Source organism: Xanthomonas fragariae (genome assembly GCF_900183975.1).
Classification (GTDB): Bacteria; Pseudomonadota; Gammaproteobacteria; order Xanthomonadales; family Xanthomonadaceae; genus Xanthomonas; species Xanthomonas fragariae.
In genome coordinates, this window is record NZ_LT853882.1 from 2937920 (window position 1) to 2952964 (window position 15045).

Consider the following 15045-nt stretch of genomic DNA (forward strand, 5'->3'; position numbering starts at 1 on the left):
TGCAAATCATCGCTGGGCCGCCAAGCACGATGACATCGTCAAAACGCGCGGTCGCCCGCCCAATTCGGCCGGATGAGCGTGCCCGATGCCAAGCGGCACGAAGATCTGGAAGCAGAGAACGACCGGCTGAAGAAGTTGCTGGCCGAACGGCCGTTCGAGAACGATCCGATCAAGCAGGCGCTCCGAAAAAAGTGGTGAGCGTACCGGCGCGTCGCGCACTGGTGCGCCAAATGCCTCAACGCGCACTGCTTACCAACACTGCTGCATGCGCGCACCGAGATCGAGCGCTGGCGACGCGAATACACTGAGGAACGACCCAAGGTCGCAGTGACTTCCGCGCAGATCGCGGCTGCCCAAAACAATCAGCTCTTCGATGCCGCCACCTCGCCATCGATAAATTCGGCGACCGTTCTTGCTAATGCCGTCTTGCATTCAAGCGCACAGTTGTGAGCCATTGCCTGTGTAGCGCTTACTGGAAGCCGGCCAAGCGCCGCGCTGCTCACCACCGCGCGCAGGCGTGCGTACGCGCTGTTTTGCCGTAGCATGCGCGGGAAGCAAGCAGCTCTTGCGCACCGTGCGGCCGTTCTGGCGCCGTTGCGCGCGTTCTTTCCACGCCAGCGCATCTGTCTGGCGACCATGCGATGTCACCATGCCGGGCTACCAGACCCAGATCCACGAGTTGACCTTCGGGCAGCTGACCTACGTCATCCGCGCGCTGGCGGACAAGCAGCAATACGCGGACCCCGATGAGAGCGCTGCCGAGGCCGGCATCTCATCGGCGCAGTGGAGCCTGTTCGGCCAAGTCTGGCCCGCCGGCCAGTTGTTGGCCGAAGCGATGGCCACGCGACCGGTCGACGGCAAGCGCATCCTTGAGCTTGGCTGCGGCCTGGGCCTTGCGAGTCTGGTGTTGCGCAGACGCGGCGCCGATGTGGTCGCCAGCGACCACCATCCGTTGGCGGAAGTGTTTCTGGCCTACAACGCGGCACTCAACGGGCTGGAATCGTTGCCGTATCGCCGTCTCGACTGGAACACCGGCGCGCCCAACATGGGCCAGTTCGACATGATCATCGCCAGCGACGTGCTTTACGAAACCCGCCACGCCACCATGCTGGCCAAGCTGATCCCCGAGCTCGCCAAACCCTCGTGCGAGATCGTCATCAGCGATCCCGGCCGCGGCAATGCCAACGCGCTGTCGCGCATGCTGGCGGATATCGGGTTTTCATTGATCGCCGACGAACGTCAAGCATCGGCACAAGTGGCCAAGGCCCCACGTCTGTTCGTGTATCGCCGCAACCTGGACAACTGGTAGCCGGCAGCCGGCTGATCGCGCTGCCGCGTCGTCATGGCGCAGGCGCTTAAGCAAACAACGCGATCGGCATGTGTGGATCGGCCGCTGTATCGCTGTATCGCTGTGCTCACTCGTACGCATCGCCGTCGGGATATCTTGAGCATGCATTTCCCAGCTTTCGAGCATGCGCGTGTGGGACAGACGCGTGGATCAGAAAGGTGCGGCGGCGGTCGTAGCGGAAGGTGATGTAGTTGGTCCAATGCTGGCAGCACGATACGCCGTTCGCACCATCAAATTCGCGCAACATCGCGCCGTCAACTTACAGTGCCTAATCGCAAGCACCTCGGTGGCCAACATACTGTCGAGCGACAGCGGCATTCGTTCGCCGCAGCGCGTTTTTCGGTCGTGAAGACAGATCATCAAGCAGCTTGGCAGCTCACGCATAATTGTCGCAACGCCCACGTCCGATTGATGCGTTCGGGGCGATGCTGGCCTCGCACCAGCTACTCCAGTGGCGCATTCCCCAGCCAACGAAAACGAGAAATTCCAATGGCAAATCAGAACGACAACAAGGGTGGCACCAGTAACCGCGGTTTTGCTTCGATGGACGAAGAAAAGCAGCGCGAAATCGCCGCCAAGGGCGGCAAGGCAGCGCATGAAAGTGGCAACGCGCATGAATTCACGTCGGAAGAAGCGCGCGAAGCCGGCAAGAAAGGCGGCCAAGCGAGCGGCGGCGGCAATAACCGCTAACTAACGCAACGCTTCAAGTAATGCGGCGCTTTCGGAAGGGCTTCAACTCTTCCGGAAGCGCATTTTTTTGCAGGCTGCACGGCGTTTCATCTCATTAGACACCACCCCGGCACGATCGCGCCCGATGAGAAATTCGCTCCGAGCCTGATTGCCCGATCACGATTACGCGTGCATGCGCCTGTGCTGCACGAGGCAAACATATTCACACAACTCGATACGCTACGGCAGCATTTCAAGGCGAGCCGTGGCACGTACTAAATGAACCCGCCGCGGCCTCGGTTCTGTCAACTACACCTATCACGAGCACTTGCACAGCGCGCTGGAGATATTGCCAGCCACGCCCGGTGTCTATCTCTTCCAAGGAGACGGCCGCGAGCTGCCGCTGTATATCGGCAAGAGCGTCAATCTGCGGGTGCGGGTGATGGATCATTTTCGTACGCTGCGCGAAGAATCGTTGTTGCGCCAGACCCGTCGCGTCAGCGTTATCCAAATCTAGGCACGCAGCTGCTGAAATCGTTGGAAACGCATTTGCATTGTGTGGCGCTTCTGTAAGCGACCGGAAGACACAGTGCAGTGGTTGCGACGAGCGACGCCGCTGCAAGGCGCGCACGTATGTAGCAAGAATGGATCACAGACGTAAGAAGCCAGATAATTGGAAATCGAGGATCTTTTTTGCGTGACGACAACGACACTAGGCTGTGGCGCTGTATGAAACGTGCGCCAGAGGTGACAGGTATGCGGAGCCTTCCTGTATGACGCGTCATCCTGGGCTTTCCTGCGTGACCGATGTATCCGCCTTATGATCATTCGCAGCGCCTTGTTAGCTGCTCTGGATCTCGCAACTTCGGTATTCCTTTGGGTCCAAAAACTCCGCCAGACAGGAGCCGACACGCAGCGCTTGCTCGCGTGCATCGCCACGATACTCGCCCTGCCCGGCGCCCTCGATCGTGGCCACGGGCGACGCACGATCGCGGTGGTAGACGAACGCGGTCGAGAGCCACAGGGTCGTGCAGGAGGCTTGGCTTTCCAACGTCTCTACGCGGAATTCACCGCAGTAGCCGTGGATCAATGTGCGTCGAAGTGTTTTATGCGTCATGCGCGCAAGTATCGCTACGCGCGTTTGAAGACCGCGTGGAAAACCGCCCTCGTTTCGCAGGCTGCACCACTGCCGCGCTCGCCAGCCGCGAAACCATGCATACCTGCGCGACCAAGACTAAGCTACGGACATGCCTAAGAAAACCGCCCACGCGAAATGGCGTATATCTGGCGCAATCGAGCAAAACTAAAGAAAACAAATCGATCCGGTAATAACCGTAAAGCCTTGCGAATGAAGGCTTGCAAATGGTGGCCGAGGACGGAATCGAACCGCCGACACGGGGATTTTCAATCCCCTGCTCTACCAACTGAGCTACTCGGCCACTATCGCAACGATGCCTGCATGCGTTGCGAGGACGCGAATCATAGCGAGCAGGCGCAGTTTGGGCAAGCGTTGTGACGCACCTTGGCGCAGAACGGCGTCGGCACTCTCGGGTTTCTTGCACCGGTTCACGCCGCGCAGCGGGGTGCATGGCCTAGCCTGCGCGCGTTCATCGGAGATTGCCATGCGCCTGCCCCGCCTGCTGTTGTCGTTCGTCGCCTTGCTGCCGCTGACTACGTTCGCGCAACAGCCGGTGCGTGCGGTGCCGCAGCTGGACATCTCACGCTACGCCGGGCAGTGGCACGAAATCGCACACCTGCCGGTGCCGTTTCAGAAGAAGTGCCGCAGCGACATCACCGCCAGCTATACCCTGCGCGACGATGGCTTGATCGGTGTGCGCAACCGCTGCCGCACCGCCGATGGCGGCTTGACCCAGGCCCAAGGCGTGGCCCGCCCGGTTGATGGCCAGCCCGGGCAATTGCAGGTGCGCTTCGCCCCGGAATGGCTGAGTTGGCTGCCGTTGGTGTGGGCCGACTACTGGGTGATCGCGCTCGACCCGGATTACCAATGGGCGGTGATCGGCGAGCCGGATCGCAAGTACCTGTGGGTCCTGTCGCGCTCGCCGCACATGCAGAGCACACAGTTCGAACAACTCAAGACCCAGGCCACGCAGATGGGTTACGACCTGTCGCCACTAATCGTGGTTGCACCGTTGTTCTGACCTCACTGCCTGCACAGCCCCCGGCGACGCGCACAAGCCGCAAGGTAGCGACCGTACTGCGTAGTATTCTTGACGCCGTCTCATCCCGCCAAGGAACCGAGTACATGCGTCGTGCCTATCGCCTTCTTCTTGTTTCGCTGGCCTGCAGCCTGCTGCTGAGCGCCTGCGGTGGCGCGGTGCGCCGGGTCTCCGAACCTGCGGCCAGCATCCAGCAGCTCACGGTACGTCCCGATGGCGCGTGGTCGGTCGACCTGCGGCTGCAGAACTACAGCAGCATCCCGATGCAGTTCGAGCGTGTGGCGCTGGAGATCTCCGCAGGCGAACAGGTGGTCGGTAAGCTCGACCAGGTCGTAGGCATTTCGATCGGGCCGGAGACCGCCGACGTGGTGACCGTCGACCTGCAACCAACCTCCTTGGGGCGCATCACTGTGGCCGACGTGCTCGCTGGCGGACGCTCGCTGCCGTACACGCTCAAGGGCAAGGTGTGGGCGACCCCGCAGGACAAAAAGCAGCGCGATTTCAGCGTCGAGTCACGCAACACGCTCAGCCCGGCCCCCGGCCTCGACGGCGTGCTGCGCTGACGCGCATGCCTCCCCGCACCCGCTTCTAAGGATCCCGCATGAGCAACTACACCGCCCCGCTGACCGATTTCCGCTTCGCCCTGCACGACGTGCTCGGCGCTGACGCCCTGTTCGCCCGGCTCGGCTACACCGACGCCAGCGCAGACATCATCGATGCCGTGCTTGAAGAAGCCGGCCGCTTCACCTCACAGGTGCTGGCGCCACTCAATAGCGTGGGCGATGAAATCGGCTGCGCGTTCGACAAGAGCACCCACGCGGTGACCACCCCACCCGGCTTCCGTGCGGCTTACGACCAGTTTGTCGAAGGCGGCTGGAATGGGCTGACCGCCGAGACGCAGTTCGGTGGCCAGGGCATGCCGCACACGCTGGGCGTACCGCTGAGCGAAATGATCAACGCCGCCAACCTGGCCTGGGGCAACTTCCCGATGCTCTCGCACGGCGCGATGGAAGCGCTGCGCCAGCACGGCCAGGCTTGGCAAAAGGACATTTTCCTTAAACCGCTGATCGATGGCCGCTGGACCGGCACCATGTGCCTGACCGAGCCGCATTGCGGCACCGATCTGGGCCTGCTCAAGACCCGCGCCGAACCCAGTGCCGACGGCAGCTACGCCATTACCGGCACCAAGATCTTCATCACCGCCGGCGAGCACGACCTCACTGACAACATTGTGCATCTGGTGCTGGCCAAGCTGCCGGATGCACCGGCCGGCGCCAAGGGCATCTCGCTGTTCGTCACCCCCAAGTTCAAGGTAGACCGCGACGGCGCCGTGGGCGAGCGCAATGCCCTGCACTGTGGCTCGATCGAGCACAAGATGGGCATCAAAGGCTCGGTGACCTGCGTGATGAACTTCGAGGGCGCACAGGGCTATCTGGTCGGCCAACCGCACAAAGGCTTGCAGGCCATGTTTACCATGATGAACACCGCCCGCCTGGGCGTGGGCCTGCAAGGCATCGGCCTGTCAGAACGCGCCTACCAGAACGCGCTGCGCTATACCCGCGAGCGTCTGCAATCGCGCGCGCTCAGCGGCGCCAAGTTCCCCAATAAGCCAGCCGACCCGATCATCATGCATCCGGACGTGCGCCGCATGCTGCTTACCATCAAGTCACTGACCGAAGGTAGCCGGCTGCTGGCGTTGCACGCTGCCAGCTTGGTCGACGTCAGCCACCGCGGGCAAAGCGAGCGGGAACGTGCCGATGCCGAGACGCTGGTGAGCTTCCTTACTCCGATTTCCAAGGCCTGCCAGACCGAGTGGTCGATCGAGAACACCTACCACGCGCTGCAGTGCTTCGGCGGCCATGGCTACATCCGCGAATACGGCATGGAACAGCTGGCCCGCGATGCGCGCATCACCACCATCTACGAAGGCACTACCGGCATCCAGGCGCTGGACCTGATCGGCCGCAAGACCGCCGCCAGCCAAGCTGCCGGGTTGAAGCTGTTCCTGGCCGATGTCGAAACCTTCGCCAATGCGCAGGACGGCAATGCCGCGCTCGCGGAGTTCATCAAGCCACTGCGCGACAAGTGCAGCGAGTGGGCAATGCTGACCCGCGACGTGCTCGATCGTGCCGCCCGCAACCCGGACGAACTCGGCGCTGCCAGCTACGACTATCTGTTTTATTCCGGCTACGTGGTGCTGGCGTACTGGTGGGCGCGCAGCGTGGCCGCTGCCGACGCGTCCACGCACAGCGAAGATTTCAAGCGCTCCAAGCGCGAGACCGCGCGCTTCTATTTCGCACGCGTCCTGCCGCGCACGCTGACTCACGCCGCCACCATCCGCAGTGGCGCCGCATCGCTGATGACGCTGGAGGCGGAGCTGTTCGGCGAAGGCTGAGCATGCCTGCCCTTGTCTGCTGCCGCGCCGCGCAAAATGCCGGCGCAGCGACAACCGCTTGACCGCGACCACGCTCCGCCAAGATCACCGGCACACACAAGCGCACATGGACGAACCGATCCACCCAACTGCGATACACAAACTGTCAACGATCAGGTATAAGCTGCTTCACCGATGGAGACAGACACGAATGCAGGTGATGTGATCGTCCTCGGAGGCAATTGCACTCCGGTCGCGGGCGGCGCTGTCGCTGCGGTCCAGCAGCTTCCTACCCTGCGACTGCTCTCGCTCGATGCGCATGGCCGCGTACTTGACTGGATCAACTGGCAAGACGCCGCCTGTTTGTATGCGCGCGACGCGGTGTCGTGGACGCTGGGCGAGCCCTGCATGCAGATTCATGGCGGCACCTCGCGCCTGACCGGCGAGCGCAGCACGCTGGAATTGCACCCCATCATTGCCGCGCGCGGCCATGCCCGCTCGCGTGCGCTAGACCCGACCCCGACGCTCAGCAACACCGCCTTGTTCGCGCGCGACTCGCAGCTGTGCATGTATTGCGGCCAACATTTCAGCCGCCCCCATCTGACCCGCGATCACGTGATGCCGGTGTCCAAGGGCGGCCGCGACAGCTGGGAAAACGTGGTGACCGCCTGTTTCCAGTGCAACTCGCGCAAGGCCAACCGCACCCCGCAGCAGGCGCATATGCCGCTGCTGGCGGTGCCGTACCGACCGAGCTGGATCGAGCATCTAATCCTGTCCAACCGCAACATCCTCTCCGATCAAATGACCTTTCTGCGGGCGCAGCTGCCTAAGCGCTCGAAGCTGTCGTTTTAAGGCAGCTGATCCATTGTTCGGGCGGTCCACCGCTGTAAGCGATGGTCTGATCGCCGCAAACAAACATGCGTAATTTGAGCGCAACGATTCAACGCGTTGTCCGTCCAGCGCATCGTGGTGCCCGGATAATGAGTCGCCCCTGAAAAACCCCAACCACCCAACGACCGCAAGGCCTTGATGTCTGCACCGGCGTGCCAAAACTACCGGTGTTCGCTACGCTGAAGGCTGGTTTCTGGCAATTTTCAGTCATGCGTACACGCCGTCCTGCTGCCGAGCACATGCCTGCCGACGAGTTGTTTCGTTCGCGGCTGGAGAACCAGATCGATCTGCGTCATCCGCTGGCGCGGCTGAGCCAACGGATGCCGTGGACGGCGTTGGAGCAAGCACTTTCATCGCGCTTGCCGGCCACCCAGGCCGGTGGCGGTCGGCCGGCATTGCCGGTGCGGCTGATTGCCGGTTTGCTCTACCTCAAACACGCCTACGACCTGTCCGATGAAGCGGTGTGCGAGCGTTGGCTGGAGAATCCGTACTGGCAGTTCTTCACCGGTGAGGTCGTGTTCCAGACGCGCTTGCCGAGCGATGCCAGCTCGCTGACGCGCTGGCGGCAGCGCCTGGGTGAGGCCGGGATGGAAGAGCTGCTGGCGCACACCATCAACGCCGCGCATGCGATGCAGGCGGTGGACGCACGCGAGTTGTCGCGGGTGATCGTGGACACCACGGTGCAGGAAAAGGCGATCGCCTATCCGACCGACAGCCGTTTGCTGGAGGTGGCACGCAAGAAGCTGGTGTTACTGGCCAAGCGGCACGGCATCGGATTGCGGCAGAGCTACGCGCGGCAAGGCCCGGCCCTGAGCCGCAAGGCAGGTCGGTATGCGCATGCGCGCCAGTTCAAGCGCATGCAGCGCGTGCTGCGACGTCAGCGCACGGTATTGGGGCGGGTGTTGCGCGATATCGAGCGCAAGCTGGACCAGGTGGAACCCGGCGTGCGCGAGCGCATCGCTGTCTGGCTGGAACGTGCGCAACGGCTGTACACGCAGCGTCCGAAGGACAAACAAAAACTGTACGCATTGCATGCCTCGGAAGTGGAATGCATCGGCAAGGGCAAGGCGCGTCAAGCGTACGAATTCGGCGTCAAGGTCGGCATTGCGGTCACCGCCTGCAAGGGATTGGTCGTGGGTGCGCGCAGCTTCCCGGGCAACCCGTACGACGGCGATACCTTGGCCGAGCAGCTGGAGCAGACACGCGGGTTGCTGCAGGATGTGAGCGTAGAACCGACGGTGGCGATCGTGGACCTGGGCGATCGCGGGCGCGAGGTCGATGGCGTGCAGGTCCCTGCATCGCGGCAAGGCCAAGACGCTGACGCGACGGCAATGGCGCTGGATCAAGCGACGGCAGGCGGTGGAGCCGGTGATCGGACATCTGAAAGACGACTGCAGGTTGCGTCGCTGCAGGCTAAAAGGTGCCCAAGGCGATGCGCTGCACGTGCTCGGCTGCGCCGCCGGCTACAACCTGCGCTGGCTGCTGCGCTGGATCGCGTTTTTGCGTGCCTGGATGCGGGCGATGAGATGGTCATCCTTGAGCACCGTGCCGCTGTCACCGACGGCACTTGGCGCTTGAAGGGGATTTTTCAGGGACGACTAACGACCCAGCAATAACTTGGACATCCGCACGGACGTCGCAGAGCCCGCACCGCGCCCGGGTGCGGCAGATTGCCGCAGGCGCATGTGATCGCTGCGCGTCTCAGCGTTGACGGTATGCGCCGCCATCACTTGCCGCTGATAGCTGAACCGATTTACTTGCCGGGCCTTCGCATGGGGAGGACAATACGGATCCAGAATATTGACGCGATGATGATCGACTCCACCCGCTATCCGCGCCTGTCCCGCATCCAGACTCCCGACGATCTGCGTCGCTTCGACGAGGCCGAGCTCACGGCGATCGCCGAAGAGCTGCGGTCCTACCTGATCGAGTCGGTGGGCAAGAGCGGTGGGCACTTCGCGGCCGGCCTAGGCGTGATCGAACTCACTGTCGCCCTGCATTACCTGTATCAGACTCCGGTCGATCAGCTGGTGTGGGACGTCGGTCATCAGACCTACCCGCACAAAATTCTTACCGGCCGGCGCGACCAGATCCACACGGTCAAGCAGAAGGACGGCGTTGCGCCGTTCCCCAAGCGCGAAGAAAGCATCTACGACACTTTCGGCGTCGGCCATTCGTCCACCTCGATCTCGGCCGCGCTCGGCATGGCGATCGCCACCCAGCGCAACGGCGACGATCGCAAGGTAGTGGCAGTGATCGGCGATGGCGCCATGACCGCCGGCATGGTCTATGAAGCACTCAACCACGCCGGCGGCATGGACCCGGAGCCGAACCTGCTGGTGATCCTCAACGACAACCGCATGTCGATCTCCGAAGCGGTCGGCGGGCTGACCAAGATGCTCGGCCGTGCCAGCGGCAGCCGCACCCTCAACGCCATCCGCGAGGGCGGCAAGAAGATCCTCGGCAACAAGAAGAACAATCCCACGGCGCGCTTCGTGCGGCGTTGGGAAGAACACTGGAAAGGCATGTTTGTGCCGTCCACGCTGTTCGAAGAAATGGGCTTCCACTACACCGGCCCGATCGACGGACACGACCTGCCGGGCCTGGTCGGCGCACTGAAGACCTTGAAGACCCTCAAGGGTCCGCAGTTGCTGCACGTCATCACCACCAAGGGCAAGGGTTACGAACTGGCCGAAGGAGATCAGATCGGCTACCACGCGGTCGGTCCGTTCGATCCGAGCACGGGTCTGGTGGCCAATGCCGGCGCCAGGAAGCCGACCTACACCGATGTCTTCAGCGACTGGGTCTGCGACATGGCCGCAGCCGAGCCCACGCTGTTAGTGATCACCCCGGCGATGCGCGAAGGCTCGGGCCTGGTGCGTTTCAGCAAGGAATACCCGCAGCGCTATTTCGACGTGGCGATCGCCGAGCAGCACGCAGTTACGCTGGCGGCGGGCATGGCGACCCAGGGTGCCAAACCGGTGGTGGCGATCTATTCCACCTTCCTGCAGCGCGGCTACGACCAGTTGGTGCACGACGTGGCGGTGCAGCAGTTGGACGTGCTGTTTGCGATCGATCGCAGTGGCGTGGTGGGCCCGGACGGTGCCACCCACGCCGGCAATCTGGATCTGAGCTTCCTGCGCTGCGTGCCGCATATGGTGGTGATGGCACCGGCCAACGAAGCCGAGTGCCGTCAGATGCTGACCACCGGCGTGCGTTACGAAGGCCCGGCCGCGGTGCGCTACCCGCGCGGCACCGGCCCCGGTATTGCACTCGACACTTCGCTTGCCACCCTGCCGATTGGCAAGGCACAGCTGCGCCACAGCGGCGCAGGCATCGCCCTTCTCGGCTTCGGCGTGACTGTGGAAGCAGCAGAAGCGGTGGGACGCGAACTTGGCCTGACCGTGGTCAACATGCGCTTCGTCAAACCGCTCGACAAGGCGATGCTGCTGGAACTAGCCAAGACCCACGAAGGCTTTGTCACCATCGAAGACAACGTCATCGCCGGTGGCGCCGGCTCAGGCGTGTCGGAGCTGCTCAATGCCCAGGGCATCACCCTGCCGATGCTGCACCTGGGCCTGCCCGACAGCTTCCAGCACCACGCCAGCCGCGAAGACCTGCTGGCCGAGGCCGGCATCGACCATGCCGGCATTCGTGCCGCCGTGCTCAAGCGCTGGCCGCAGCTGATGGTTGGCAGCAAGCCGTCGTTGAACGCTGCTGCGGGTTGAGAGCGGCTAAAGGGCCACTGCGCTGAACGCCAAGCGGACGCAGCTCTGCTCAGCAGTGGCTCGCTCCCAAAAGGCCGCAGCAGGCCGATTCAGGCCCGTGTCCTCAAGGTGCATCTAACCCTCATATCCCCACGCGCCAGATACTCGTCCGGGGCCGTTATCCGGCTGATCGGCAAGATTGCTGCGATTGCGTTGCAGCGCGGTGGTGGCGATGCTCAACCAGTGCTCGCGCATGCGGCGTTGCAGTCAGCAACTGCTGGGACTAGCCGATGATCGTCTCCACGTCGGGATTGCCACTGCAGCCGCTTGGGCAATGGCGACAGAGTGCCCAAGATCCATAGATCGCCCTTGCTGACCTTCGACAAACAGCGACACCAGCATCAAGCCCGCTCCCGATACTGCTGCCTTGCGTCGCATCACGTACCGCACCCTGTTTGACACGGGCACTACGCGAAGCCGGCGACCGCCACGTTCGGGAAGCGTTCGGTCGCGCGCTTGCAGCGGTGGCTCAGCGTGGGACGAGCGTTGCAAGGTGCGCAGCCAGTGGGGACGTAACGTCGAGCAGCGCAAATCCTTCCCAGACCAATCCGGGCGATACCGTGCAGCCGACCAGGGTGAAGTCGCCGAGCGAACGCGCCGCCTGCCAGCATCCGGCAGGCACCAACTACATCGGATCGCCACGCTCGGCAGCATCCAGAATCAAGCGCTGCAAGTGCCGGTTGGATTCATCGTAGATCAGCAGTTCCAGCGCGTCGCCTTGTTGCCAATGCCAACTTTCTTCCGCGTCCACGCGGTGCCATGCGCTGCAATCGCCAGCACTGAGTCCAAAGCGGATCGCCGTCAGCGCCGGGCGGGCCTGCGCGTTGTCTGTGACCCGGCGTGCAGCAGCATACGTGCGGCGATAGTGCCCGCCTTCCGGATGCGGGTCGAGGTCGAGCGAACGGATCAGGGCAGCGGCGGTCGGATGCATGCGTACATGCTCATGCTAGGCCAGACTCCGCTGCCATGCATCACGGCAAGTGCTTGCCCGCGCGCAGACAGGTGCGGAAGAACACCAGCAGATCCCAGCTATAACGCTTAAGCAGGCGGCGCGGCTCGTTGAGCAGCCGATACATCCATTCCAGATGCAGGCGACGCACCCAATTGGGAGCGCGCTTGGCGGTGCCGGACAAAAAGTCGAGCAATGCACCAACACCGAACACCAGCGGCACACTCAGCGCATGGCTGTGATCAAGGATCCAGCGCTCCTGCAACGGATTGCCGAACGCCACTAGCAGCACATTGGCACCCGAGCGATTGATGCGCTCGGCCAAGCCCTCGCCTGCTGCAGCAAACTCACCATAGCCGTCACACATGCCAACCACCTGTTGCCCGAGCGTGCCAGTCAAGGTCGCCGCTGCAGTCTTGCCCACCCCGGGGCGCCCGCCCAACAGGAAGAACTTCAGTGGCTGCGCGCTTTCGCGGCACAGATAGGGAATCAGATCGGTGCCGTTGAGATTGCCAGCGAAGCGGCGGCCGTGGATCAACCGCGCTGCCAGATCCATCCCGATGCCATCGTTGACGATGCGCACGCTGGGTTCGCGCATGCGCATCCGCAGCGCCTGGCACTGCACGATGAAATTGGTGTTGGCGAAAAAGACCCGACGCGGCTGGCCGGCCGCCAGTGCATGAAACAGATCCAGCGCAAACGCTTCCTGCGTTGTGGACAACACCGGAAACCCGCCGAGTGGAATCACCACACCTGGCGGTGTTGCGAGGTTGTCCACGCCCGTTGTACCCACATCCACGCGCTGACCCTGCATCATCGAATCACCAAAGGTCGTAAGGGAACGCGGCCAGCAGCCCGGCCTGCAGTTTTTCCAGATCGAACGCACCGTTGCCGCCCAGATCCAGACACTCTTCCACGCTGTTGCCCGAATGCCATTGCATGCGCCCTGTGCCGTTGTAGTAGTCGTCGTACTTGAAGCGGTCTTCGCCGTTGCCCCAGTCCAGATAGACCGCCGGAATTCTGTAGGCTTCGGCAAGGATCAATCCGTGCAGGGAACTGCTGACCACAAGTTCGGCGCCCAGCAGTGCGCTCATGAAGGTCGCAGGCTTGATGTTGGGAAACACCAGATGCTCTGCGTACGCGCTGTACTTTTCAACCGGTTCGTTGAAGTGCGGAACGATGGCGAAAGGACGCTTCTTCACCGTACCGAGCGCATCGGCGGGAAAGAACATCGGCGTCAGCAGGCCGGGATCGCCATAGACTTCCGGCACCGCGATGCCACGATCGAGCAGGAACTTGCGCGTTTTCGGCCCGCGCACCGCACGCACATCGAGTGTGCTGAAGGTATTGCGCTCGGCGGGAATCTTGCCGTTGATGCCGCTGCCCCAGACGGTGTCGCCGTCCTTGGCAAAATGCAGCACCGACCCGATGGCGATCAGTTTCTTGCTGAGATCACGCTTCTCGATCAGCGTCTTGTCCTGCAAGGAGAGCACACAGGACACAATCACCTTGGACAGATGATCGCCCATGTTGACGCCAGCGTTCTTCGGCTGCCACCAGAACAAGGCACGGCGTTCCGCATGTTCGATCCATTTCTGCAGCAAAGCATTGGCCATAACGAGCAGTCTCCTTCTAAAGTTGGGTGCGCCGCATCAGTGCGAGAGCGCGGCCTCCGAAGAAGCACGCACAGCTGCGCCATCTTGCTGCGGGTACAAACGGGTTTCTGGATACGCACCTGGATTCAGTACGCGGTCGGTGGTGTCGGACCAATTCAGGCATTGGCGGTAACGCACGCGCGGTGCTTCCAGCGCGCGACTGATGGCCGCAATGACCGACTCACCGTTGCCGGGAGTGTAGCCGAAACGCGATTGATACGGCCCCACGACGGCATTCGGACACACCGCAGGCAGGCCGAAGAAATCGTATTGCAGCAACTTCATCGAACTATCGGCCAGATACACCGGCACCTGCTCGGATGCATAAGGTGCGATCCCGAAACGAGCGTGCTTGATGTAGCCGATGGTCTCGGCGTGCTTCATCTCGCCATAGACAACCACGTTGTCGCCATAGCCGGGATGCCGGCCCATACCCGAGCCGATCACATGGAACGTGACCTGCGGGAACGCCTTGCTGGCAACCACGAAGAAGTCCGGATCAAACAACATCGAGCCCACCGCAACCGCATGGATGCCCTCGCCATACGGCGATGGGTCGCCCAGCTGGTCCAGGTTGTGATCCACACCGTGGCCGACGTGATAGACGTTGTCGCGGCTTGCCACTTCCTCCGCCATTGCCGGCGACACCAATGCGATCACATCCAGCGTCGGTGCAACCCGATCGAACTCGCGCTCGATATAGGACGCGACATTGATCGTGCTCAGGCCATCAGAAGCACGATAGACCAGCTTCGCTACCGGATTGACGCGCTTGGCCAACTCGATGAAGGCCACCGCGATACCGCTTTCGAACACGATCACGTCCGCCTCGCGCATCCAGTCCAGCAACTGGCGTGGTGGATGCGCGGCATACCAACGGAACATCGCATCTTCGACAGAACGCAGCCAGGCGCGGCGCGTGTTGAACGGATGCACCGTCGTGCGCCACAGATAGCACTCCACGCCCTTGTGCGACACCACAGTGTTTGCAGTGTCGTCCAGCGGCAGCCGCATGTCGCCCTTCATGCGCGACAGCCGGCTATAGCGCAGCGAGAAAAACCGCGTGGTGCCGCGCAGCGCAAGTTGATCGGTGATGAAGTGGATATTGGCGCGCCGTGGCGTGCGGTAGTCGTGGGCGGACAAGACCAGATAGCAAGGCCGGCGAATGCCGGAAGCGGCGGCGGGTGTATCGCTCATGGGCCGTGTCCTATGAAT

Annotated in this window: 11 protein-coding genes, 1 tRNA gene and 5 pseudogenes; 10 read left to right on the top strand and 7 right to left on the bottom strand. The window is 62.5% G+C overall.

Annotated elements, in window-relative coordinates; genetic code table 11:
* Positions 1-57: 57 nt before the first annotated feature.
* From PD885_RS13555 to PD885_RS13585, 4 genes and pseudogenes are all read left to right on the top strand, one after another.
* A pseudogene (locus PD885_RS13555) lies at positions 58-230 on the top strand (IS3 family transposase); the annotation flags it as partial.
* Positions 231-649: 419 nt separating this feature from the next.
* Positions 650-1309, top strand: a complete 660-nt coding sequence (locus tag PD885_RS13570; protein WP_002810991.1) for a class I SAM-dependent methyltransferase — start codon at positions 650-652, stop codon at positions 1307-1309.
* 528 nt (positions 1310-1837) lie between these two features.
* Entirely contained in the window at positions 1838-2038 is a 201-nt protein-coding gene (locus PD885_RS13580; RefSeq protein ID WP_002810994.1) for a KGG domain-containing protein, read from the top strand.
* A gap of 325 nt (positions 2039-2363) precedes the next feature.
* A pseudogene (locus tag PD885_RS13585) lies at positions 2364-2531 on the top strand (endonuclease); the annotation flags it as partial.
* Between the two features lie 327 nt (positions 2532-2858).
* Here PD885_RS13585 and PD885_RS13590 read toward each other — a convergent pair.
* Together PD885_RS13590 and PD885_RS13595 are read right to left on the bottom strand one after the other, a co-directional pair.
* On the bottom strand, positions 2859-3134 hold the full coding sequence (locus PD885_RS13590; protein WP_040762844.1) for a hypothetical protein: 276 nt from the start codon (positions 3132-3134) through the stop codon (positions 2859-2861).
* A gap of 246 nt (positions 3135-3380) precedes the next feature.
* Positions 3381-3456: transfer RNA gene (locus PD885_RS13595), tRNA-Phe, on the bottom strand.
* 183 nt (positions 3457-3639) lie between these two features.
* Here PD885_RS13595 and PD885_RS13600 point away from each other — a divergent pair.
* From PD885_RS13600 to dxs, 6 genes and pseudogenes are all read left to right on the top strand, one after another.
* The gene (locus tag PD885_RS13600) at positions 3640-4176 is read left to right on the top strand and encodes a lipocalin family protein (protein ID WP_159087659.1); all 537 of its coding nucleotides are present in this window, start codon (positions 3640-3642) and stop codon (positions 4174-4176) included.
* A 104-nt stretch (positions 4177-4280) separates the two neighbouring features.
* Positions 4281-4757: an LEA/WHy family protein gene (locus tag PD885_RS13605; RefSeq protein ID WP_002811007.1), complete on the top strand. Its 477-nt coding sequence runs from the start codon at positions 4281-4283 to the stop codon at positions 4755-4757.
* Between the two features lie 38 nt (positions 4758-4795).
* Positions 4796-6589, top strand: coding sequence for an acyl-CoA dehydrogenase C-terminal domain-containing protein (locus tag PD885_RS13610; RefSeq protein WP_002811009.1), 1794 nt, complete (start codon positions 4796-4798; stop codon positions 6587-6589).
* Positions 6590-6763: 174 nt separating this feature from the next.
* Complete coding sequence (locus PD885_RS13615) at positions 6764-7420, top strand: HNH endonuclease (protein ID WP_002811011.1); 657 nt, start codon at positions 6764-6766, stop codon at positions 7418-7420.
* Between the two features lie 248 nt (positions 7421-7668).
* Positions 7669-9037 (top strand): annotated as a pseudogene (locus PD885_RS13620) (IS5 family transposase).
* A 233-nt stretch (positions 9038-9270) separates the two neighbouring features.
* On the top strand, positions 9271-11187 hold the full coding sequence (gene dxs, locus PD885_RS13625; RefSeq protein WP_002811014.1) for a 1-deoxy-D-xylulose-5-phosphate synthase: 1917 nt from the start codon (positions 9271-9273) through the stop codon (positions 11185-11187).
* 265 nt (positions 11188-11452) lie between these two features.
* On the opposite strand, the pseudogene PD885_RS22780 reads toward dxs, so the two are convergent.
* The 5 genes and pseudogenes from PD885_RS22780 to PD885_RS13645 all read right to left on the bottom strand — a co-directional run.
* A pseudogene (locus tag PD885_RS22780) lies at positions 11453-11552 on the bottom strand (TraB/GumN family protein); the annotation flags it as partial.
* A 143-nt stretch (positions 11553-11695) separates the two neighbouring features.
* Positions 11696-12157 (bottom strand): annotated as a pseudogene (locus PD885_RS13630) (cupin domain-containing protein).
* Between the two features lie 40 nt (positions 12158-12197).
* On the bottom strand, positions 12198-12992 hold the full coding sequence (locus PD885_RS13635; protein ID WP_040762845.1) for a WecB/TagA/CpsF family glycosyltransferase: 795 nt from the start codon (positions 12990-12992) through the stop codon (positions 12198-12200).
* Positions 12993-12996: 4 nt separating this feature from the next.
* On the bottom strand, positions 12997-13791 hold the full coding sequence (locus PD885_RS13640) for a polysaccharide pyruvyl transferase family protein (RefSeq protein WP_002811028.1): 795 nt from the start codon (positions 13789-13791) through the stop codon (positions 12997-12999).
* Between the two features lie 36 nt (positions 13792-13827).
* Positions 13828-15027, bottom strand: coding sequence for a GumK N-terminal domain-containing glycosyltransferase (locus tag PD885_RS13645; protein WP_002811031.1), 1200 nt, complete (start codon positions 15025-15027; stop codon positions 13828-13830).
* Positions 15028-15045 lie beyond the last annotated feature (18 nt).